This is a genomic window from Meiothermus sp. Pnk-1, assembly GCF_003226535.1.
Lineage (GTDB): Bacteria > Deinococcota > Deinococci > Deinococcales > Thermaceae > Allomeiothermus.
In genome coordinates this window covers 414433-433675 of record NZ_QKOB01000001.1, presented here as the reverse complement: position 1 = coordinate 433675, position 19243 = coordinate 414433, and the positions used below count along the sequence as shown (strand labels likewise).

At 62.9% G+C, this 19243-nt stretch carries 20 protein-coding genes; 8 read left to right on the top strand and 12 right to left on the bottom strand.

Annotated features, from left to right (window positions below):
* Positions 1-296: 296 nt before the first annotated feature.
* The 8 genes from DNA98_RS02230 to DNA98_RS02195 form a co-directional block, all read right to left on the bottom strand.
* Complete coding sequence (locus tag DNA98_RS02230) at positions 297-713, bottom strand: DUF4385 family protein (protein WP_129865690.1); 417 nt, start codon at positions 711-713, stop codon at positions 297-299.
* A gap of 39 nt (positions 714-752) precedes the next feature.
* Positions 753-1121, bottom strand: coding sequence for a hypothetical protein (locus DNA98_RS02225; protein ID WP_110525146.1), 369 nt, complete (start codon positions 1119-1121; stop codon positions 753-755).
* Positions 1122-1561: 440 nt separating this feature from the next.
* A complete protein-coding gene (locus DNA98_RS02220) occupies positions 1562-3172 on the bottom strand; it encodes an alpha-amylase family glycosyl hydrolase (protein WP_110525144.1) in 1611 nt (536 codons plus the stop codon).
* Positions 3173-3205: 33 nt separating this feature from the next.
* Complete coding sequence (locus DNA98_RS02215; protein ID WP_174720034.1) at positions 3206-4351, bottom strand: beta-glucosidase; 1146 nt, start codon at positions 4349-4351, stop codon at positions 3206-3208.
* Between the two features lie 46 nt (positions 4352-4397).
* The gene (glf, locus tag DNA98_RS02210; protein WP_110525142.1) at positions 4398-5519 is read right to left on the bottom strand and encodes a UDP-galactopyranose mutase; all 1122 of its coding nucleotides are present in this window, start codon (positions 5517-5519) and stop codon (positions 4398-4400) included.
* Positions 5520-5541: 22 nt separating this feature from the next.
* The gene (locus tag DNA98_RS02205; protein ID WP_110525140.1) at positions 5542-6774 is read right to left on the bottom strand and encodes a glycosyltransferase family 1 protein; all 1233 of its coding nucleotides are present in this window, start codon (positions 6772-6774) and stop codon (positions 5542-5544) included.
* A gap of 265 nt (positions 6775-7039) precedes the next feature.
* Positions 7040-7837 carry a Crp/Fnr family transcriptional regulator gene (locus DNA98_RS02200; RefSeq protein ID WP_110525138.1) on the bottom strand — a complete coding sequence of 266 codons (798 nt, stop codon included), beginning with the start codon at positions 7835-7837 and terminating at the stop codon, positions 7040-7042.
* Between the two features lie 101 nt (positions 7838-7938).
* Positions 7939-9222 (bottom strand): Nramp family divalent metal transporter, encoded by a 1284-nt coding sequence (locus DNA98_RS02195; RefSeq protein WP_110525135.1) that lies wholly within the window; start codon positions 9220-9222, stop codon positions 7939-7941.
* 283 nt (positions 9223-9505) lie between these two features.
* Here DNA98_RS02195 and DNA98_RS02190 point away from each other — a divergent pair, with 283 nt between their 5' ends.
* The 3 genes from DNA98_RS02190 to DNA98_RS02180 all read left to right on the top strand — a co-directional run bounded on the left by DNA98_RS02190 (position 9506) and on the right by DNA98_RS02180 (position 11306).
* Positions 9506-9799 (top strand): hypothetical protein, encoded by a 294-nt coding sequence (locus DNA98_RS02190; RefSeq protein WP_129865666.1) that lies wholly within the window; start codon positions 9506-9508, stop codon positions 9797-9799.
* A gap of 156 nt (positions 9800-9955) precedes the next feature.
* Entirely contained in the window at positions 9956-10420 is a 465-nt protein-coding gene (locus DNA98_RS02185; protein ID WP_110525130.1) for an SRPBCC family protein, read from the top strand.
* 265 nt (positions 10421-10685) lie between these two features.
* Positions 10686-11306, top strand: a complete 621-nt coding sequence (locus tag DNA98_RS02180; RefSeq protein ID WP_129865665.1) for a hypothetical protein — start codon at positions 10686-10688, stop codon at positions 11304-11306.
* 24 nt (positions 11307-11330) lie between these two features.
* Here DNA98_RS02180 and DNA98_RS02175 read toward each other — a convergent pair whose 3' ends face one another.
* The 3 genes from DNA98_RS02175 to ddrC form a co-directional block, all read right to left on the bottom strand.
* Positions 11331-11546: a hypothetical protein gene (locus tag DNA98_RS02175; protein WP_110525126.1), complete on the bottom strand. Its 216-nt coding sequence runs from the start codon at positions 11544-11546 to the stop codon at positions 11331-11333.
* 62 nt (positions 11547-11608) lie between these two features.
* A complete protein-coding gene (locus tag DNA98_RS02170; RefSeq protein ID WP_110525124.1) occupies positions 11609-12460 on the bottom strand; it encodes a YihY/virulence factor BrkB family protein in 852 nt (283 codons plus the stop codon).
* 61 nt (positions 12461-12521) lie between these two features.
* Positions 12522-13217: a DNA damage response protein DdrC gene (ddrC, locus tag DNA98_RS02165; RefSeq protein WP_199489345.1), complete on the bottom strand. Its 696-nt coding sequence runs from the start codon at positions 13215-13217 to the stop codon at positions 12522-12524.
* Positions 13218-13358: 141 nt separating this feature from the next.
* On the opposite strand from ddrC, the gene DNA98_RS02160 reads away from it, so the two are divergent.
* Genes DNA98_RS02160 through DNA98_RS02150 form a run of 3 tightly spaced genes read left to right on the top strand, consistent with a single transcriptional unit; the run spans position 13359 to position 14605 of the window.
* A complete protein-coding gene (locus DNA98_RS02160; protein WP_110525122.1) occupies positions 13359-13763 on the top strand; it encodes a YqjD family protein in 405 nt (134 codons plus the stop codon).
* A 3-nt stretch (positions 13764-13766) separates the two neighbouring features.
* Positions 13767-14039, top strand: a complete 273-nt coding sequence (locus DNA98_RS02155) for a hypothetical protein (RefSeq protein WP_110525120.1) — start codon at positions 13767-13769, stop codon at positions 14037-14039.
* Positions 14036-14605: a YqjD family protein gene (locus DNA98_RS02150; protein WP_110525118.1), complete on the top strand. Its 570-nt coding sequence runs from the start codon at positions 14036-14038 to the stop codon at positions 14603-14605. The genes DNA98_RS02155 and DNA98_RS02150 overlap by 4 nt, the downstream gene beginning before the upstream one ends.
* Before the next feature lie 330 nt (positions 14606-14935).
* On the opposite strand, the gene DNA98_RS02145 is transcribed toward DNA98_RS02150, so the two are convergent.
* Entirely contained in the window at positions 14936-16099 is a 1164-nt protein-coding gene (locus tag DNA98_RS02145; RefSeq protein WP_110525116.1) for an AI-2E family transporter, read from the bottom strand.
* Between the two features lie 455 nt (positions 16100-16554).
* Between DNA98_RS02145 and DNA98_RS17880 the strand changes: the two genes are divergently transcribed.
* Positions 16555-16707, top strand: a complete 153-nt coding sequence (locus DNA98_RS17880; protein ID WP_165363994.1) for a DUF5670 family protein — start codon at positions 16555-16557, stop codon at positions 16705-16707.
* A gap of 147 nt (positions 16708-16854) precedes the next feature.
* Positions 16855-19233 (top strand): glutamine--tRNA ligase/YqeY domain fusion protein, encoded by a 2379-nt coding sequence (locus tag DNA98_RS02140; RefSeq protein ID WP_110525114.1) that lies wholly within the window; start codon positions 16855-16857, stop codon positions 19231-19233.
* Positions 19234-19243 lie beyond the last annotated feature (10 nt).

Here is a 19243-nt window from a genome sequence, read left to right as displayed (position 1 = left end):
GATGGGGTTTGCAGGCCACCCAGCCGGATACCTCGAGGTCGTGAGGGGGGCAAACTCCAGCCGGTGCGGGGGCTCGAGGCAGGTCACGCGAAGATCGGGACCCCGCTCGCCCCGGCAAATCAAGCACCAACCTGCCACACCGCGGCGAACCCCGCGGCAACCTCCAGCCCGGGTGGGCCAGCGCTGGAAATCCCTAAAGAACTCCCAGACCCGCTCCAGGGAGGCCGGAATCCACAGCCCCACTTCGTTCTGGATCTTCAAGACACACCCATGGGATCGGAATTGGCTCCGCATAGTCAGCAGGTGGACCGAGCGGGCTGATGCTGGGCTTTGAGGCGGTGGTATTCGGGGTCTTCGATCACCCGCAGGTAGGCCTGGTAGAACATCTGCCCGATCTCCGGCTTGACCCGGTAGGCCAGGTAGGGCCGCAGCGAAAAGCGCCGCTCGCGAAAGCGGCGCGGGGGGTCGCCGCTAGGCGTACGAACCCAGCCCAGCTGCAAACATTTGCAAGCCAGCGCCATGAAGCGAAAGTCGCCCTCGGCCCTGGCCACCCGGTAAAGCTCGAGAAAAACCTCGATGGCCTGCTGGGCAAACACCCGGTCGCAGAAAGGCCAACGCAAGAGAAGTTGTCCCATCTCCAGGGTACGCTCGACCTGCTCCTCGAGGGAGGGATAAAAGCGGTAGGCAGAGGCGAGCGAGAAGGGTTGTAGCATATGGGTCTCCTGGAAGCTCACAAAGGGATGGCCCACTCCTCAGAGGCGAGGTTCCTCGCCGCGCACAGGCAACGCGGAGGTAAGGCCCGTGGCGAGGTTATCTAGCCGCTCAAGAAGCTGTTGGGTGCGCTGCTCCTGGCGCTCGAGCGCCGAGCGTAGCTCCTCCAGGTGGCGCAGGTAGCGGGCGGCCTCGGCTTTAGCCTGGTTGACCTGCCAGCTCGCCACCAAGGCGAAAATAGCCCCTACCGCCAAGATGGCCAACAACCCTACCAACCGCGTAGGAAACACATAGTCACCCCAAAAGAACAGGTCGGCGGTGCCGGGGCGCAACAAGGTAGCCCAGTTGGCCGCGGCGAAAGTCGCCACCAGCACCACCAGGATCCAAAAGATTACCCATTGCCCACGCATCGTATTCTCCTTGGCCTAAAGCGCTTACAGGCGTACCTGGACATCCCTGCTCCTGTACCCTAGGCCGGAGCACTGACCAGCGCTTGAGGTCTGCCTGAGGCTTGGCTGAAAGCCGAAGCTCACCATCCCGCCCAGGGTTTATCGAACAGGACCGCTTTGGGGGCAGTTTTTTAGAGCCGGACGTGACAACGGATGTCTCATGTTATATGGCGTACGTCGTACGCTGTACGCAATACGCGACTTAGGTCATACGTCGTACGTCGTACGCAAAACGCTAAACGCGGAGGACGATCCCCTGTCGGGACGAGCAAAGCTCGTACACCTAGGGGACGGTCCCCTATCTGGACGGAGCAAGCTCCGTACACCCGAGGGACCGATCCCCTTCGTATGACGTTTGACGTACGACGTCTGAGTCAGCACCCATCAAGTTACCAGCGCACTTAGCCACGCCGGGTGTAGATCTTCGCCGAAGAGGCCGGGAGGGAATCGCTGAGCTGGGCACCGCTAACCTCGAGGTCGTAGCCGAAAGTTAGCTCGCGCCAGGCCCCGTCGGGAAAGGGCAGGGTGAGGTTTTGGTCGGTGTCGCGCAGGTTCGCCACCACGATTACCCCGTCGCCGCGCCGGTAGGCGATCACCCCGGCCTGGGTGTCCAGGTGAAGAGGCTCGAGCTCCTCGCTCCTCAGCTCGGGGATCTCGCGCCGCAGCCGAGCCAAAAAGGCGTAGTGCTCCTTGAGGTGTAGGCCGTAGTCGCCCTCCAGCAGTTCCCACTGCAATGGCCGGACCTCCAGGTCGCGCGGGCGGTGCCCGCCGAACTCCTGGCCTTGGTGGAGCATGGGGTTGCCCACCGCGGTAAAGAGCAAGGTGGCCCCCAGCTTGTTTTTGCGAAAGGCCTTATCACCGGTGATCCCGGCTTCGGCCAGGACTTGCATGAGGGTGTATTCGTCGTGGGACTCGAGGTAGTTGACCACCCGCGCAGGCGAGACATAGCCGTGGTTGCGCGGCTGCAGGGCCTCGAGCAGCGCAGCCGGTTCGCCTATCTCGCATAAGGCGGGCACCACCTGCAGCTCAAAGGCTTGATGCCAAGCCCCATCGGCGGGGCCAGTGGGGGTCGCGATGGCCGGGTTTTCCGGGAGATGCTCGGCCACCACGTAAAAAGGCTTACCTCCAGCTTTGTCCTTGCACAGGTCGCGCACGGCCTGGATGAACTCGAAGTTGTCCAGCACTGCGGTGGCGTCGAGCCGATAACCGTCGATATGGTACTCCTGTACCCAATAGGCCGCTACCTCGAGGCCGAAGCGGAACGCAGGCCGTACCCCCAAGGTATCGTCGAAGCGCTCATAGTCGAACTTAGCCCCGTAAGAAGGTTCTCCCCCACGGGGGTCACGATACCAGTAGTAGAAGTCGATGTGGTTGAGCGGGGCCTCGGGGTCGGAGTGGTTGAAGACCATGTCCAAGATGACCCGCATCCCTCTGGCGTGGCACTCGTCCACCAAGCGCTTGAAATCCTCAGGGGTGCCGTAGCCGGGCTCGAGGGCGAAGAAGTGGCGGGGTAGGTAACCCCAGGAGCGTTCTCCCGGGAAAGCCTGGATTGGCATCAGTTCTACCGCGTTCACTCCCAGGTCGCGCAGGTAGTCGAGCCTGTGTAGCAAGCCCTGGAAAGTGCCCGGCCTATCCCCCTCCCAGGCGAACTCACCCACATGCAGCTCGTAGATGACCAGCTCGTCGTCCTGGGGCAGTGGCACCGGGTCGTGCTGCCAGGGGTAATCGGGGGCGGTGGTCAGGTCTCGACCATCGCGGAGGATAATCACCGAAGCTTCGCCGTTCTGGGGGTCTATCCTTCGGGCCTGAGGATCGGTGACCTCCACCACCCGGCCTTCCATGAAGGGAGATAGGGACTTTAGGCGGAACTTGTAGCTGTGTTGCCCGTCCGGTAAATCCACCTCAGCCCGCCAGGTGCCGCTTTCGTCCTTGTACATCGCGGTCGGCTCCTCACTCCACGAGCCGACCAACTCAACTTTTTCCAGATACGGTGCGAACAGTCTGAATTCCATGGTCTCCCCCGGAGCCACCCCTACAGCTCAATTCTAGCCTGGGGCTGTGGCCCCCTCGAGCCGCTCCTGCCACCGCGCTAGCTCCTCGGCCAAAGGGCGGTACACGGGGCGCCCCTGGGGGCTGGGATATCCCAAAAGCCCCGCCCGACAGCATCGCTTATCGTCCCAAGCGGGGTAATCGGTCACCGGGTAGAGGCAGATGCCTTCCACCGGGATCCCGGCCTGGATTGCGGCCTGCACCTCGCCCGCCACGTAGGCCAGCCAGGGAGCCCGCGCTTCCCCTTCGGCGCCGGTCTCCGCCACGAACAAAGGCCGCCGGTAGCGCCTGTAGACCTCGCCCAAGATCTCCCGAAAGGGCCGGTAGAGGGCGTCGCCGGGGCGCAGGGGGCGCAGCGCCTCCCCCTTCTCGACGTGGATCCACTGGTTAGCCGGGTAAAAGTTGAGCCCCAACACGTCCAAGAAGCGCTCGTGTCCGCCCAGCTCGGGGCATAGCCGCCCGGCAATCATATCCCAAGCCTGGAACATCGAGCGGCGGTAGGCTTCGGCTGCCGGGGCATCCCAGGGGCGCTCGGGGGCCGGGGCGATGTGGATGACCGGCTCCGGGCTCACGATGCGGGCCTGGGGGAGCACCTCCCACACTGCCTGGGTCGCGGCGATAAAAGCCCGCACCAGTTGGCGCTTGAGTTCATCCCCTCGGCCCACCGCGAAGGGGTTGAACACTCCCTCGTCCCCGCCCGCCCAGGCCAGGAAGGAGATCTCGTTAACCGGGCTCAGCATCACCGGCCCCCTGGACTCCCGCGCCAGCAAAAGGGCGAAGGCTCGAGCCAGCCCGGCGAAGTGCTCCACGAAAGCCGGAGAGAACACCTCCAGAAAATCCGGCCAGCCGTAGTGGAACAGATCCCAGATGACCTGGGTGCGGGTTTCGCGGGCAGCCTGGACCACCGGCAGCTCCGCGCTGAAGTCGTAGACCCCCGGCTCCCGCTCGACGCGGTGCCAGCGGATACCGCTGCGTACGGTGCGGATTCCCAGGCCGTGCAGCTGGCGGAAATCCGCGGCGGCCTGGCGGTCGTGGCCAGTCTCGGCCAAAAGATCGCGCCGTTCGCCTTCTCGAGTACGGAACGAAGAACACTCGAAACCGCCCAAGAAAAAACTGGCAAACAAGGAACGTGACCTGATCATGAGCGCACCTAACTCCTGAAACCTCGAGCGAGGCCTGAGGGTCCGCTTAGGATGGAACGGTAGCCAAATCTTCTTGCAGCTCGAGCTTGATCTTTCCGAAGGTCGCCAGGGCTTGCCCCACGATCTGGTCCATGTTGTAGTACTGGTACGTGGCCAGCCGCCCCACGAAGCGCACCTTGGTCTCGCGCCTGGCCTCCTCCTCGTACCTCTTGTAGATGGCCTTGGGTTCGCTGGCGGGGATCGGGTAGTAGGGGTCGCCCTCGGCGCGGGGGTATTCGTAGACGATGCTGGTGAATTCGTGGCGCTGCCCGGTGAGGTGCTTGAACTCGGTGATGCGGGTGTAGGGCTGCTCGTTGGGGTAGTTGACCGTGCCTACCGGTTGGAACCACTCCTGCGGCAGGGTTTGGTGGACGAACTCCAGGCTACGGTAGGGCAGCCTGCCGTGTTTAAAATTGTAAAAAGCGTCGATCGGGCCGGTGTAGATCATCCGCCGCCAGGGAACCAGGTTCACGATCTCGCGGTAATCGGTGCCTAGCAGAACCTTGATGTTCGGGTGGCGCAACATGTTCTCGAACATCCGGGTGTAGCCGTAGAGGGGCATGGCCTGGTACTTGTCGGTGAAGTAGCGATCGTCGCGGTTGGTGCGGGTGGGCACTCGGGCGGTCACGGTGGCGTCGAGCTGAGAGGGGTCCAAGCCCCACTGTTTGCGGGTGTAACCGCGGAAGAACTTCTCGTAAAGTTCGCGCCCAACCTTGGCGACGACCACGTCCTCGCTGGTGAGGATGCGCTCTTTCTTCTCGGCCCGGCGGGCGAACCAGCCCTCGAGCTCCTCCGAGGTGAGGTTTAGATTGTAGAGCTTGTTCACCGTATCGAGGTTGATGGGGATGGGCACCAGTTGCCCATCCACGCTGGCCAGAACCCGATGCTCGTAGGGCCGCCACTTGGTGAAGCGCGAGAGGTACTCGAAGATCTCCCGCGAGTTGGTGTGAAAGATGTGCGGCCCGTAGGGGTGGATCAGGATGCCCTGCTCGTTATAGGTGTCGTAGGCGTTGCCGCCGATGTGGTGGCGCTTGTCCACCACCAGCACCTTGAGCCCCAGCTCGCTGGCGATCCGCTCGGCCAGCACGCTCCCTGCATATCCTGCTCCAACGATGAGGTAGTCGAACATCAGCTTCCTCCTCTCAGTGCGGTTAGGGTTTACGGGCCCCTGTATGCGGCGAAAGAAGCGTCTCGGCGGTCAGCGAGATCCCTACCGGGGCCTGGGCGGTGCGCTGGGGGATCGGGCTGGCTTTGGGGAGGTCGGCCAGTTGCTTACGCTCGAGCGCCTCTTCGATGAGCTGTTCCATCTTGGTCCAGGTATGGTCCCAGGACATCGCCGCTAAGAAGGCGTCGGCCCGGCGTTGGCGATGGGTATGGTCTTCCAGCAAAGCCCGCCTTATGGCCTCGGCAAAGCCCTCGGCGTCGTCAGCGATGTAGACCAGGTCTTTTTCGCCATAAGGCCGCACCACGTCGCGGATCGGCGTGGAGACCACCGGCTTGCCCGCGGCGAGGTACTCTGGGGTCTTGGTAGGAGAGATAAAGCGGGTAGAGTCGTTGAGCGCGAAGGGCAACATCGCCACGTCCCAGTGGGCCAGGTAGTAGGGCAACTCAGCGTAGCTCTTCATGCCCAAGAAGTGCAGGTTTGCGAGCCGCGGCATCTCGGCAGGGTCCACTTTGGCGAAAGGCCCCACCATCACGAACTCACAGCCGGGGAGCCGCCGGGCTACCGCCTCGAGCAACCCGGTGTCCATGCGCTCGTCGATGACCCCGTAAAAACCCACCCGCGGGCGGCCCAGCGGGACCAGGTCGGGGGGCTCGGGCAGGGGATGGCGGGCTTGGGCGAAGTGGGCTACGTCCACCGCGGAGGGGAAACAGTGGCAGTTGGGGTGTTGCCGCCGCTTGGCTTCGTAGAGGCTCTGACCGCCGGTGAACACCACATCGGCCCAGCGGAAAAGCTGCTGCTCGCGCTCGCGCAACACCGGCGGGGCGAAGCGGAAGTTGGCCAGCTCGTCCATGCAGTCGTAGACCGTGGCCTTGGGCTCGAGCCCGCGCAGGTAGGGCAGGAACATCGGGCTATACAACCACAGCACGAAATCGTGAACCCCCAGCTCCTCCAAAAAATCCTTCACCAGCGCGTGCAGCGAGCTACCTACTCGATCCTCGCCGAGGCCTGCCGGCAGGTGAGGGGTGGCCACGTGGACCCCCCCGTCTCGGTAGGTCTCCAGGCGGGGCTCGCTTTCGCTGCCAAAGATCGGCTCTTCTACGAACACCACCCGGTGGCGCTGGGCCGCGCGGCCCATAAGGTGCTGGGGGCGCTGGTAGACGAAGTTCCAACGAAGATGGGAGAAACAGACGATATCGTAGCTGCTTTGGGCTTGGCTCATCCGGTATTCCTTTCTGTATAGGGGTGGCCGCGGGAGACCCTAAGGCGTCACCCGGTAGGGGGTTTACTGCCGAGCTGAACTGGGTACTTGGAAACTATTCACCCGGGGGTGAAGGATCTTGCCTTTGCCACGCTGCCTAGGATGCCTCCGGCGCTTGACCCTTTCCTGAGTTGCGTCTGAGAGCTAGCTGAATACTGTACTGAACGGTAAAAAACGGGAGGCCAGGCCAGCCTCCCGCTGCTCGAGCGGAGATTTTCTGGTTTGGTTACATGTTTACCGCCAGCCTCGAGGGGACCGCCACCGGAAGGTGGGGGGCGGGCTTGGGGGCCTTGGGGCAGCCGTAAGAAGCCCCCTCGCTCTCCAGGAAGCGCGGCATTCGTTCCACATCCACCACCACGTCCTTGCCGGTGCGCTGGATCACCCCCTCGCCCTCGAGTTCAGCGAGGCTCAAGCTTACCGTCTCACGCCGCACCCCCAGCAAGAGCGCCAGGTCGTACTGGGTGAAGGGCATCCGGATGTAAAGCCCTTTGCCGCTGGGCTGGCCCTCCTCGAGCGCATAGAGGTAGATAATGCGGGCCAGCCGGGCGGGAACCCGGGTGGACTGGTTGAGAAAGCGCAGGTTGCTCTCCTCCTCGATCTGGTCGGCCAGCAGGTGCAAGAAGCAGCGGGTGAGCTCGAGCTCGCGCTCTATCAGGCTCTGTACGAGCTCGAAGGGCCACACTGTGATCTCGCCGGGGGCGATGGCTACTACCTCGGGGGCGGCATCGCGGGGGTGAGTGAGGGTCTCCAGGCCGATAAAAGATCCTTTGCGCCGCACCGCCATCAGCTGCTCATCGCCGTACTCGGTAAAGCGCATCAGCTTGAACCAGCCCCGGTGTACATAGGCCACCATCGGTTCGCCCATCGGGCTAGCGACCTCACCGGTGCGCAAGGTTTTGCTCCGCCCCTGGGTTCTCAGGGTCTCCCGGGCGCTGGGCAAGAGGCACTCCAGCAGGCGCTGGATATCAATCGTGTAGGAACTCCAGATTTGTGCGGTGGGGTTCCAGGAGCTCTGCGGTTTCATGGGGTTTAGGCTAGAGCGGGCGTCTGACCTCAAACTGACGCGAAGCTGAGGCGGGGCTGAGCCAGGGGGTCGGGCCCCATCCCATGCGGGAAGCGATGCCCTCACTTCTCCCAGGTGCTGAAAAGGCCGAGGGCCGCCAGCCCCATAACCAGGGTGGCCAGCCAGCCCAGGATCCTGAGCCGGGGCGAGAGGGTGAACTCGCCCATCACTTTAGGGCTCGAGCTTAGCAGCATCATCAGTACCATCACCGGCACCGCCACCAGCCCGTTGATCACCGCCGACCAGATCAGAGCTTCGATGGGGTTGATGGGGGTGTAGTTGATCGCCAGCCCGACCAGGGTGGCCAAGGCGATGAGGCCATAAAAACCTTTGGCCTCGAGGGGTTTGCGCTCGAGGCCGGTGGGCCAGCGCAAGGCTTCGCCTAGCCCGTAAGCAGCGGAGCCGGCCAGCACCGGCACCGCCAAGAGCCCGGTTCCGATCACACCCGCCGCGAAGAGAAACTTGGCGAAAGGCCCGGCGACCGGCTCGAGCGCCGCCGCGGCCTCAGCAGCCGAGCGGATCTCGGTCTTTCCGGCGGCGTGCAGGGTGGCGGCGGTGGTGAGCATGATGAACCAAGCGATCAGGTTGGAGACCCCCATGCCCAAGTAGGTGTCGGCCTTGATCCGCCAGAACTGCGCCGGCGCCTGCCGTGGGGCGTGCTTGAGGGGTTGCTCGGCGGGCGCTTGGCGCAACTCCTCGACCTCGGTGGAGGCCTGCCAGAAGAACAGGTAGGGGCTGATGGTGGTTCCCAGCACCGCCACGATCATGGCCAGATAGCCAGGATTCCAGCGCAGCGAGGGCAGCAACGCGTTTTTGAGGGCCTCCCCCCAAGGAACCTGCGCGGTGAAGGCCGCCGCCACGTAGACGAACAGCGCCAGGGTAAGCCACTTGAGTATCCCCGCGTAGCGGCGGTAGGAGACGAAAACCTCCAAGACTAGCGAGACTAAGGCCAAGGCGGCGGTATAAAGCAGCGCTGGACCGCCCAGCAGGAGCTTAGCCGCCGCGCCCATCGCGCCCAGGTCGGCCCCGATGTTGATGGTATTGGCGACGAGCAAGAGCCCCACCACCGGGTACAAGAGCCAGGGGGGGTAGAAGCGGCGCAGGTTCCCGGCGATCCCCCGCCCGGTCACCCGCCCGATCCGGGCGGCGATCTCCTGGATGGCCCCCATCAGCGGATAGGTGAAGAGCAGGGTCCACAACAGCCCGTAGCCAAACGCTGCCCCCGCTTGCGAGTAGGTGGCGATCCCGCTGGGGTCATCGTCGGAGGCCCCGGTGACCAGGCCCGGCCCCAGGGCGTTGAGAAGATTTTGGGGCTTGTTTTCCTTGGCTTCCACGTGCTGGGCCATCCTTTCCGCCAGGCTCGAGCGCAGCCTGCTCCCCTTGGCTGAAGAGGGATTGAGCCGTGGCTGAGCCGGGGCTGAAGGGATGGCCTGTGTAATCGCCCTAACACGCCCCTGATAATCCCGCCGCAAGATCTTACTAGGGTAACGTTCGCACAATTCCGGGGACCAGGCACTGGAAAGGCAGGGTGGCGCGATGTTGATGCGAGGTATGCGACCTCCGGTGTTTAAAGTCAAGGATTGTCAAGGCCGGTGGTTGGACCTGTGGGAGCACTTGGGCTTTAAGCGGATGCTGATTGTATTCGAGCCGGACCTCAACTATCTCAAGCGGTTCCAAGCTCACCTGCTGAGCCTGGCCGAGCGGGACTGGTTGGTGATCGTGGTGCTTTCCCCGGGAAGCCCCCTGAGGCTCGAGGGAGCGCTCAGGGAGAGGGTATGCGTGCTGGTGGATCATGATGGTACCTTGCGGCTGCGTTACCAAGCCGCGCCGGGAACCAGCTACGCGGTGGAAAAGAACGGCCGCGTCAAGCAGATTTGGTCCTCTCCGCCTACCCCGGCGGATATCCTCGAGTGTTCCGCTTAGGACGGCCCAAGCCCTCTTGAAGGAGCCCGCATCGCTTCTCGGGCCAGCTCGAGGGTTTGCCTCCCGCCCGAGGAAGGCCACTCAGCCAGAGTTCAAAAATGCCACAGGCCACGGTCAGTTTCCTCTCCTAGGGTGAGCGCAGAAAGGGGGAAGCACATGTACAAAGCCGAAGCTAGCATCAAGGTGCCTGCTGACCAACAGCGGGTTTGGGAGTACATCTCCAATTACGAAAACTTCGACCAGTTTATGTCCCACGTGGAGAAAGTGGAGATGGAGGATGGCCGCACCTCGGTGTGGCGCCTGCGCGGCCCGCTGGGCATCCCGGTCACCTGGAAGGCGGTGACCACCCGCATCGAACCTCCTCGTCACCTGGGTTGGCAGAGCTTGGAGGGATCGCTTAAGACCCAGGGCTATATCCAGGTCGTGCCGGAGGGTGACGGCTCGAGGGTAACCGTGCACGTCGAGTACACCCCCCCGGGTGGAGCCATAGGGGAAGCGTTCGCCAGCCTCTTCAAAGACCCCCAGAAAATGCTCGAGCAGGATTTGGAAAAGCTGGGGGAGATCATCTCTGGCTGGCCCACCGAGGCCTCGCCTGGCCCCTCGGTTACCCGCAAAGACTAGGCGGAATCTTCACTTTTCGGCACGAGCTCTCCGGGGGCGGTACGCCACAACCCGCGTCTGACGTACGGCGTAAGTAAAGTTCAGGGCCCCACTTACCAGAGCCCCGAGGCTCTGGTAAGTTGCTTGTACCGAAGGTCGTAGGGCGCGAAACGCGCGGGCTCGCCCTCTGCTGGCGATCACCAAGCCCCTAAGCTCAGCCGGAACTCAGAAGCCGATCAGGACGGCTTCAGCGCTCTCGGAGAGGCTTAGTCTACGAGGAGTGCCCATGAATAAACTCGCGAACCCGGTGTGGTCGGTGCACGAGGCGTCCATTGGGCGGCACGAAGGCAGGGAGAGGCTGGTTTTCGAGCCCCCTGACCCTAGCCTGCCCGAGGCCGAGCAGCGGCGGCAGCTAGCCCGCTCCCTCTCGCAGCAGCTCGCCGGGAGCGTCCGGCTCCAGGCCCGGACCCAGCGGCTTTGCGTTTTGCTGCATGGCCTGTCAGGGCAGCCCGAGGGACGGGCGGTGGAACGGCTGGTGCGGGTGCTGGAAGTGATCGGCAAGCGGCGTAAGCTCGAGCTGGAAAAGCTAGTGCAGCAGATGAGCCTGCTCTTGGGTCCGACCTTCGTGCCGGTGCTCAGGGAGCCGGCCCTGAATCCCACCGCCCCCTCGGCTCACCCGCTGGCCTTGCTGGGCGAGGCCCAGGATCTGCTCCATGAATACCAGGATCAACAAAAGCTAGCGCAGTGCAGCGCTTGGCAGAGCGAAGCTTACGCCGCGGAGGATCTCGCCAGGTGGCTGTATGAGTGCTGCCAGCGGCTCCAGCAGGACACCTACTTCCTCGAGTCCGCCTTGAGCAAGACCCGCGCCGCGCTCGAGGCCGAGCACAAAGTACGGGCGGCCTACTGACCGCCCGTACTCTTTGCCGATCCATCAGCGGCGAGCTTTTTGGGCCGCATCTTTGCTGGCCTCCTCGTGGGCTTTGGCCTTAGCCCGATCTACGGCGGCCTTGCCCTTCTCGATCACCTTCTCTACCGGGTTATCGGTGGTCTCGGCCTTGCCCTCGTGGATCTCTGCCCGCACCCGGTCAGCCACCTCATTAACCTTGGAGCGGACGGCCTTTACGGCTTCTTTGATCTTGTCTGCCATGGCTCACCTCCAGCAGGAAGTGTAGAGGCGTTGCCTAAAGTTTGGCTGTAAAGCGCCTGAGTTCAAGCTGAGGGGGGTTTTGTAGGGAGGCGGGCCCTCGAGCCCCGACGGTGCGCATAGACCTGGGTAAATTCAGCCCCTAAGAGGACGATCTGTGCGGAGTAGTAAATCCACAGCAACAAAACCACCAGCGACCCGGCTGCCCCGTACACCGAGGCGGTGACGCTGTTGCCGAGATAAAAGCCGATAGCAAAGCGCCCTAGATCAAAAAGAAGCGCGGTGACCAGGGCCCCGATCCAAACGTCTCGCCAGGCGATGAACGTATCGGGCAGGAACTTGTAGATCAGCGCGAACAGCAAGGTAATGATTCCCAGCGAGACCACGAAGTCCAGCCCACGCCACAACCAGCCTGTCCCCAGTACCCCTGTCACGCTGTTGCCGATGGCGCTCAGCAAGGCGTTAGCCACCAGCGAGACCAGGAGCAAAAACCCCACCGCCAGGATCATGCCAAAGGAGATCAGGCGCAGCCGGATTTGCTGCCAGAAGCTCAGCGGCTTGGGTTTCACCTTCCAGATCAGGTTCAGGGCCTGTTGCAGATGGAGGAATACCCCGGTAGCTCCCACAAACAAGGTCATCAGGCCCACCGCCGTGGCCACCACCCCGGTGCCCCGCTTGTTGGCGGCCTCGAGCATATTGCTGATGAGGTCGGCCCCCTCTGCCCCCAACAGCTTGCGCAGTTCCTCGAGGAGGTAGCGCCGGGCCTCGCCCTGATCGTAGACGAGACCTAGCACGGCGAGCACGATGACCAAAAGCGGCGCCAGCGAGAACACCGCAAAGTAGGCCAGTGCCGCGGCCTGGGAGGGAATATTGTCGCTGCGCCAGTCTTGCAGGGTTTGCCGGAGCAAGCTCCACATGCGCTACCCACACAACCACCCCATTCTGAGGAGGTCCTGACCCCTAGCTGAGCCAAACTGCCTACTCCTCCCACAGCTTGCGCTCGATCTCGCTGTTCTCTCGGTGCAGCTTGAGGATTTGCTCGTTGCCTTGCACTTTTCTCTTCTCGATGAGCCGGGCGGTGGCGCTCTCGAGGTAGCTGAGCCGGAGCAGTTCAGCGGCGCTCATGCCGTCACGGGTGTTTTTGACCCGGCGCTTTCTGCGGAAATCGGCAGCGCTCATCTTGAGCACGCTGCGGTTAGAGAGCGAGCTTACCTGCCGGAAAATATCTCCCTGTCCGCCATGCTTGGCTATAGTAGCCATGAAGCGTTTCCGCGACTCGATGCTCTCCAGCCGCGCCGAGAGCCAGCGGCGGTGCTCGGCTGATGGGCTACGTTCGGCAATCTCGGCGGCAAGTCCGACATCGCCCTCCAGATAGCGGCGGAAGAGGTCGCGGGCTTTGCTCCGCAAACGCTGCGCCTGTGGAGTCTCTAAGGCGAAAACTAGCTGGACAAACTCGGCGTAGGAGAAGGCTGGCTCGCGCCCGTGGCCAAAGTCATGTTGGCCCATCGGCAAGCTATGTTCGCGCACCAGCAGGTCAAGCTGTTTGAGATCGGGCTTTAGCCCCAGCGCGGCCAGGCTATCGAGGGCGCTCAGGCGACCGTCTGGGCTGGTGCGGATGCTGGCCGGGCCTAACCGGATGGCGCTTTTGGGGTTTTCGACAAGCGCGTTTTTCACAAAATCATTGTGCCAAATTATGATGAAAACATAATGACTCGCTTTACTTTCTGCCTTGCCGGGGTCCACTCATGCCAATCCCAGCCCAGACTCAGCCCACCATCAGGGTGGCTGCTTAGCCTCTTGAACAGGAGGTAAACGATGGCCAACCGTATAGAGGACAAACTTGCCGAGGCGAAAGAGGCCGCCGAGGGAGCGGTGGACCGGGTAAAGCATGAAGCAAAGCGGGCGCTGGATGACTCCGGGGCTGCTGACGATCTCCAGGCCTTGAAAGACGATCTGCGCTCGCTGCGCGAGGACGTGCGTAGCCTGATGGAAAGCCTCAAGGGGGCGGCCTCTTCCAAAGCCAAAGAGCTCGGTCATGCCCTCAAGGAGACCGGGGATCAGCTTGGCAGCCAGGTCAAAGACGCACTGGATGCGGCGCGCGAGAAGGGGGAGCGGGCGGCTTCGGATCTCGAGTCCCGGGTTCAAGAACGCCCCCTGCTGAGTCTGCTGGTGGCTTTTGGGTTGGGGCTGGTGTTGTCGCGGATCCTCGACCGTCGGTAGACCATGTCCGCGCTGGCCGATGTCGTCATCGGGGTCGTCGAGTTGCTCGAAGCCGAGGCCCATAGGCTTCGTACCAGCGTCAAGGGCCTGTTGCTAGCGGTCTTTCTGGTCCTGGCAGCGGGCCTTTTGATGTTGGGGGCAGTGGGCTGGTTGGTAGCGGCCGCCTACCTTCAGCTTCTGACCTGGTTGCCCCCTGCCGGGGCTGCTGCGCTGATCGGGGTGGTGACCCTGCTTATAGCGGGAGGGATCCTGTGGTACGCGATGCGTCTCAGATGAGGGCCAAACCCCGCCCGAGCGCTGATCAGGAGGTTGAAGCCGCCAAAGAGCGGTTGAGGTTGGCTTTCCAGCGGGCGGGGGAGGAGCTGGGCCAAACCGCTGACCAGCTACAAGGTAAGCTTCTCCAGACCGCCGACGGGCTCAAAGAGCGGGTACAGGATACGGTGCACCAGCTGCAAGCCCAAGTGACCAGCCTTCCGCGAGAGGTGGGGGCCCAACTTGGTGAGGTCGTACACAAGCCCATCCAAGCGGTGCGCGAGCGGCCGCTCGAGGCGCTCGGGGTGGCCCTTTTAGCAGGCTTTATCGTGGGGCGGCTGGGAAGCGGAGGAGCCAAGCCCACCCCCGCCAACGAGGACACAGAGGCGTACGGGGAAGCTACAGGGTATATTCCCACCCCCACCGCGCCGCACTTGAAGAAGCCCTCGAGCAGCCTCGGTAGATGGATCGAGGCTTTAGGGCTGGGCGCTTTGGGCAAGGCGGCGATGGATATCATCCGGGAAGAATATCTGACCCCGGAAAACCTTCGCCACTGGATGAATGAATTGCTCTCCCGGCGCAAGCCATGAGGGTGCAGATTTTGGCCGTCATAGCGCTCGCTGTGACCTTGGCGGTCAACTATTTGCCAACCCTCGGCCCCTCGCCGGGCGCTGACAGCTTCGGTTGTTTATGCCCGCGGGGCTTGCCGGATGTCTTCTGGGCCGTTGCCCGGGGAAGATAGCTTACCCCGCCGATTCCCTAGCCTAGATCGCTCGAGTGGGCTTATTTCTTCCAACCGCCAGATCGTAGTTCTGCGCGGCGGTTTTTCAGGCACGCCGGCTAAGCCAGTGGGTCTTTGCCGGCTGGGTTTTGGCGCTAGCCGCGCTTGGATTTTGTCGGCTTGGAGCTTGCAGGGTATCCTAAGCCTCGAGCTTAGGCTTTTCTTCTTTTTGGCCCTGTCCGGCGGCCACCACCTGAGCAACCTGCTCATCTGACACTTCGGGGCGGTTGAGCGAGGTTAGATACACCTCTTCGTAAAGCGCCTTGAGGATAATTGCAATGGGCACGGTGAGGAAAATCCCGGCAAAACCCAAAAAGGTGCCGAAGACCAGTACCCCCAGCAGCATAGAGGCCGGATGCAGCTCTATGGTGCGCCCCAGGATCATCGGGGAGAGCACGCTGTTATCGAGCTGTTCGGAGATCAGCAGCACTACAATAGCTAGCGCCGCCATCCCCCAGTGGCCATCGGCAACGGCGGTCAATACCGGAAGGCTAATCCCAATCCAGGGCCCTAGGAAGGGAATGGGGTTGGTAAATCCCGCTACCAATCCAAACAGCAGGGCGTTTTCAAAGCCGACCAGTTTGAGTCCGATCCCTACCAACGCCCCCTTGATGGCCGAGGTGATCAGGATGGCAAAGAGCCACTTGCCGAGTTGGGATCCGATACGAATCAGGGTTTTTTCCAGGAGTGGACGGTTACGCGGGGGGATGCCGCTCAAGAGCCCTTTAACAATAGGCTCGGGGCTCATCAGCAAGAACAGCACCACGATCAGTAGGGCCGCAGCGGAGGCGATTAGGCCAACCAGGGAAGAGGCAAAGGTGAGCACCCCTCCCAAGAGGCCCTCATTCCCAACGAACTTGCCAAGATCCGGCTTAGGTAGGTTATGGCTGAGCGGGGCCAAGAGCGGGTGTTCCTCAGCCAGCGAGCGGAAGTTGTGTTGCAGGGTGCTGAGAAGCTTGGGCAGGGTCTCGGAGAAATGGGCACCCTGGGCGATAAATAGCGGCAGTATAATCGCTAGAAATCCCATCACAATCAGCAGTATGCCCGCTACTACGAGCAAAGCCCCCCATTTGCGTGGGATGCGCCAGCGGCTTTCCAGGGCTACCACGATGGGATTCAAGCCCATGGCCAGTACCGACGCCAGCAGGATAAAGATGAGGGGGCCAGCGACCTCACCGGCCACCCGGCTGAGGAAAATCAGGAAAAAGACCAGAAAGACTACGTTGAAAAGCACCCGTTGCAGCGAGCGGGCATCGAGCTCGATTGGAACTTTGGCCTCAGGCTGTGAGGGTTCCCTGGGCATCTACGGCCTCCTGGGAAATCGGCGATGTGGAACGTACCCCTTGATCGTAACGATCGGTCCCCCCGGTCTGCCATCAGCCCTGCCCCGCCCATGGAGCTTGGGGCAGATCGGGTTCTGCTGGGCCAGTGCCGAAGCGCCCGAAGCCAATCCAAGAGGGCACCCCCTTGGCTTTGTTCGAATTCCTCCCGATCATACGCTTCCTTTTCACGGCATTTCGGGCCGTATGCGTGCCCTTTGGAATAACCCTGTAAGGTCAGCGCGACCAACGTACCCGTACTAAGGCTGACCACCTCGGCTGACAAAGCCCTGAGCCATAGCTGAGCCCAAGCTGAGCTACCCTTAGGGGCTACGACGTCACAGCCCTACCTTCGGGATGTGGGGTCGCCCACACCCCAGAGCGGCCAACCCCCTACCCTGGCAGATGGACCGGGTCGGTACCGGAAATGAGGTGTTGGATGTCCGTGTTGTACTACATCGCTGGCATTTTGGTCTTCATATGGCTGCTGGGGCTGATCCTCAAAATCGGCGGAACTCTGATCTACTGGGCGCTTATCGCCGGGGTGGTACTCTTTATCGTCGGGCTATTTACCGGTCGCCGCCAGGTTTAGGATCGCCCACCCCAACGTCTAGGCTTTTTGGAGCGCACATCGCAAGCGCAGCGCCCAGGAGATCCGCACACTGGGGGGTCCAAGCCCCGCCCAGCAAGCGGCCTCGCTTTCGTTTAAAAGCCCGGGGTGTATGCTGCGCATATACGTATGGGCACCTCCGTAGCCGCAAAACGCATGGTCAACCCCAATTTCATCAGCGAGATCATCGAGAATGACCTCAAAACCGGGCGCTATAGCCAGATCGTAACCCGCTTTCCCCCCGAGCCCAATGGGTTCGCCCACCTGGGCCACGCCATCGCTAGCTACATCGACTTCGGCCTCGCCCACGACTACGGCGGGGTGTGCCGGCTGCGCTTCGACGATACCAATCCCGAGACCGAAAGCCAGGAGTACGTGGACTCGATCGTAGAGGATATGCGCTGGCTGGGCTGGGAGTGGGACCGGATCAGCTTCGCCTCGGACTACTTCGAACAGCTCTACGAGATGGCCGTTCGCCTCATCAAGATGGGCAAGGCCTACGTAGACAGCGTTTCCCCCGAGGAGATGGCCCGGCTGCGCGGCAGTGTGGACAAGCCCGGCACGCCCAGCCCCTACCGCGAGCGCAGCGTGGAGGAGAACCTCGAGCTCTTCGAGCGCATGCGCGCGGGGGAGTTCCCCAATGGGGCCCACGTGCTCAGGGCCAAGATCGACCTTTCGAGCCCCAACATGAAGCTGCGCGACCCGGTGCTTTACCGCATCGTCCACGCCGAGCATTACCGCACCGGCAGGAAGTGGTGCATCTACCCCTCCTACGATTTTGCCCAAGCCACCTCCGACGCCCTCGACGGCGTGACCCACAGCCTGTGCTCTTTAGAGTTCGTGGACAACCGGGCCATCTACGACTGGCTGATGGACCACCTCTGGGGTCACCCCCCTCTGGACAAGACTCCACGCCCTCACCAGTACGAGTTCGGGCGGCGCAGCCTCGAGTACACCGTGGTCTCCAAGCGCAAGCTGAAGAAGCTCGTCGCAGGTGGCTACGTGCGCGGCTGGGACGACCCGCGCATGCCCACCCTGGCCGGGCAGCGCCGCCGGGGCGTGACCCCCGAGGCCATCCGCAGCTTTGCCTCGCAGGTGGGCATCTCGCGTACCAACCGCACCGTGGACATCGGTCTGCTCGAGCACGCTATCCGTGACGACCTCAACCACCGTGCCCCGCGGGTGATGGCCGTGGCTCGCCCCCTGAAGGTGGTGCTGGAGAACCTGCCCGAGGGTTACGAGCAGACCCTGCACCTGGCCTACTGGCCTCACGACGTAGTGCAGGAGTCGCCCGACGGCCTGGTGGCCCTGCCCGGCGGGCGGCGGGTCAGGCCCGAGGAGGCCACCCGGCCCGTACCTTTTACCCGCGAGCTCTACATCGAGCAAGATGATTTCGCCGTGGATCCGCCCCCTGGCTTCAAGCGGCTTACCCACGGCGGGACGGTGCGGCTGCGCGGCGCGGGGGTCATCCGCTGCGAGCGTTTCATCACCAGCGAAACCGGAGAGGTCGTCGAACTGCGCTGCACACTGCTGGACGAGGGCGCCAGCGCCAAGGGGGTGATCCACTGGGTCAGCGCCTCACGCGCCCTGCCGGCAGAGTTCCGGCTCTACGACCGGCTCTTCAGCGTGCCCCACCCCGAAGCCGAGGCCAAGGAGCAGGAGGAGGAAGAGGAAACCCACGAAGACCGGGATTTCCTCCGCTTTGTCAACCCGCGTAGCCTCGAGGTCACCCACGGCTACGTCGAGCCCAGCATAGCGGGCGACCCCGCCGACACCCGCTACCAGTTCGAGCGCAGCGGCTATTTCTGGCGCGACCCGGTGGACTCGAGGCCCGAGGCGCTGGTGTTCAACCGCATCGTGACCCTGAAGGACACCTGGGGCAAAGAGGCTGAACGCAAGACGCCAGACGCAAAACGCAAGACGCCAGACGCCCGGCGCCAAGCGCCAAGCGCCGAAGGCCAGAAAGAGCTGCCGGACCTCACCGCCGAGCAGCAGGACAGGCTCGAGCGCCTCAAATCCCAGGGCGTGGGGGAGGCCGAAGCCCTGGTGCTGGCCCGCGACGAAAAGCTCGCGGCTTACCTGTCCGAAGCCGCCCGGCATGGCGAGGTTTCGGCGCTGGCCAGTTGGGTAGTCAACGACCTGGGCGCGCCCATCCGCGAGGAGCGGATCCGGATTGCCCCGGCTGCCCTAGCGAGGTTGGTGCGCTTGCTCGAGGACGGCACCATCAACACCCGCATCGCCAAGGATGTGCTGGCCGAGGCCCAGCAGAGCGGGGCCGACCCGGTAGAGATCGTCGAAGCCAAAGGCCTACGCCAGGTTTCTGAGGCAGGGGCGCTCGAGCCGATCCTGGAGCGCCTGATGGCTGAGTACCCCGACAAGGTGGCGGCGTATCGAAGCGGAAAAACCGGGCTGATGGGCTTCTTCGTAGGCCAGGTGATGCGCGCAACCCAGGGGCGGGCCAACCCGCAGCTCGTGCAGGAGTTGGTGGCGAAAAAGCTGGGCCGGTAGCATAGGATGG

What these genes read in the sequence shown, in the direction of transcription:
- DNA98_RS02230 (WP_129865690.1), bottom strand. Translation starts at nt 713, where the DNA reads ATGCTACAACCCTTCTCGCTCGCCTCTGCCTACCGCTTTTATCCCTCC.
- DNA98_RS02225 (WP_110525146.1), bottom strand. Translation starts at nt 1,121, where the DNA reads ATGCGTGGGCAATGGGTAATCTTTTGGATCCTGGTGGTGCTGGTGGCG.
- DNA98_RS02220 (WP_110525144.1), bottom strand. Translation starts at nt 3,172, where the DNA reads ATGGAATTCAGACTGTTCGCACCGTATCTGGAAAAAGTTGAGTTGGTC.
- DNA98_RS02215 (WP_174720034.1), bottom strand. Translation starts at nt 4,351, where the DNA reads ATGATCAGGTCACGTTCCTTGTTTGCCAGTTTTTTCTTGGGCGGTTTC.
- glf (WP_110525142.1), bottom strand. Translation starts at nt 5,519, where the DNA reads ATGTTCGACTACCTCATCGTTGGAGCAGGATATGCAGGGAGCGTGCTG.
- DNA98_RS02205 (WP_110525140.1), bottom strand. Translation starts at nt 6,774, where the DNA reads ATGAGCCAAGCCCAAAGCAGCTACGATATCGTCTGTTTCTCCCATCTT.
- DNA98_RS02200 (WP_110525138.1), bottom strand. Translation starts at nt 7,837, where the DNA reads ATGAAACCGCAGAGCTCCTGGAACCCCACCGCACAAATCTGGAGTTCC.
- DNA98_RS02195 (WP_110525135.1), bottom strand. Translation starts at nt 9,222, where the DNA reads ATGGCCCAGCACGTGGAAGCCAAGGAAAACAAGCCCCAAAATCTTCTC.
- DNA98_RS02190 (WP_129865666.1), top strand. Translation starts at nt 9,506, where the DNA reads ATGCTGATTGTATTCGAGCCGGACCTCAACTATCTCAAGCGGTTCCAA.
- DNA98_RS02185 (WP_110525130.1), top strand. Translation starts at nt 9,956, where the DNA reads ATGTACAAAGCCGAAGCTAGCATCAAGGTGCCTGCTGACCAACAGCGG.
- DNA98_RS02180 (WP_129865665.1), top strand. Translation starts at nt 10,686, where the DNA reads ATGAATAAACTCGCGAACCCGGTGTGGTCGGTGCACGAGGCGTCCATT.
- DNA98_RS02175 (WP_110525126.1), bottom strand. Translation starts at nt 11,546, where the DNA reads ATGGCAGACAAGATCAAAGAAGCCGTAAAGGCCGTCCGCTCCAAGGTT.
- DNA98_RS02170 (WP_110525124.1), bottom strand. Translation starts at nt 12,460, where the DNA reads ATGTGGAGCTTGCTCCGGCAAACCCTGCAAGACTGGCGCAGCGACAAT.
- DNA98_RS02160 (WP_110525122.1), top strand. Translation starts at nt 13,359, where the DNA reads ATGGCCAACCGTATAGAGGACAAACTTGCCGAGGCGAAAGAGGCCGCC.
- DNA98_RS02155 (WP_110525120.1), top strand. Translation starts at nt 13,767, where the DNA reads ATGTCCGCGCTGGCCGATGTCGTCATCGGGGTCGTCGAGTTGCTCGAA.
- DNA98_RS02150 (WP_110525118.1), top strand. Translation starts at nt 14,036, where the DNA reads ATGAGGGCCAAACCCCGCCCGAGCGCTGATCAGGAGGTTGAAGCCGCC.
- DNA98_RS02145 (WP_110525116.1), bottom strand. Translation starts at nt 16,099, where the DNA reads ATGCCCAGGGAACCCTCACAGCCTGAGGCCAAAGTTCCAATCGAGCTC.
- DNA98_RS17880 (WP_165363994.1), top strand. Translation starts at nt 16,555, where the DNA reads ATGTCCGTGTTGTACTACATCGCTGGCATTTTGGTCTTCATATGGCTG.
- DNA98_RS02140 (WP_110525114.1), top strand. Translation starts at nt 16,855, where the DNA reads ATGGGCACCTCCGTAGCCGCAAAACGCATGGTCAACCCCAATTTCATC.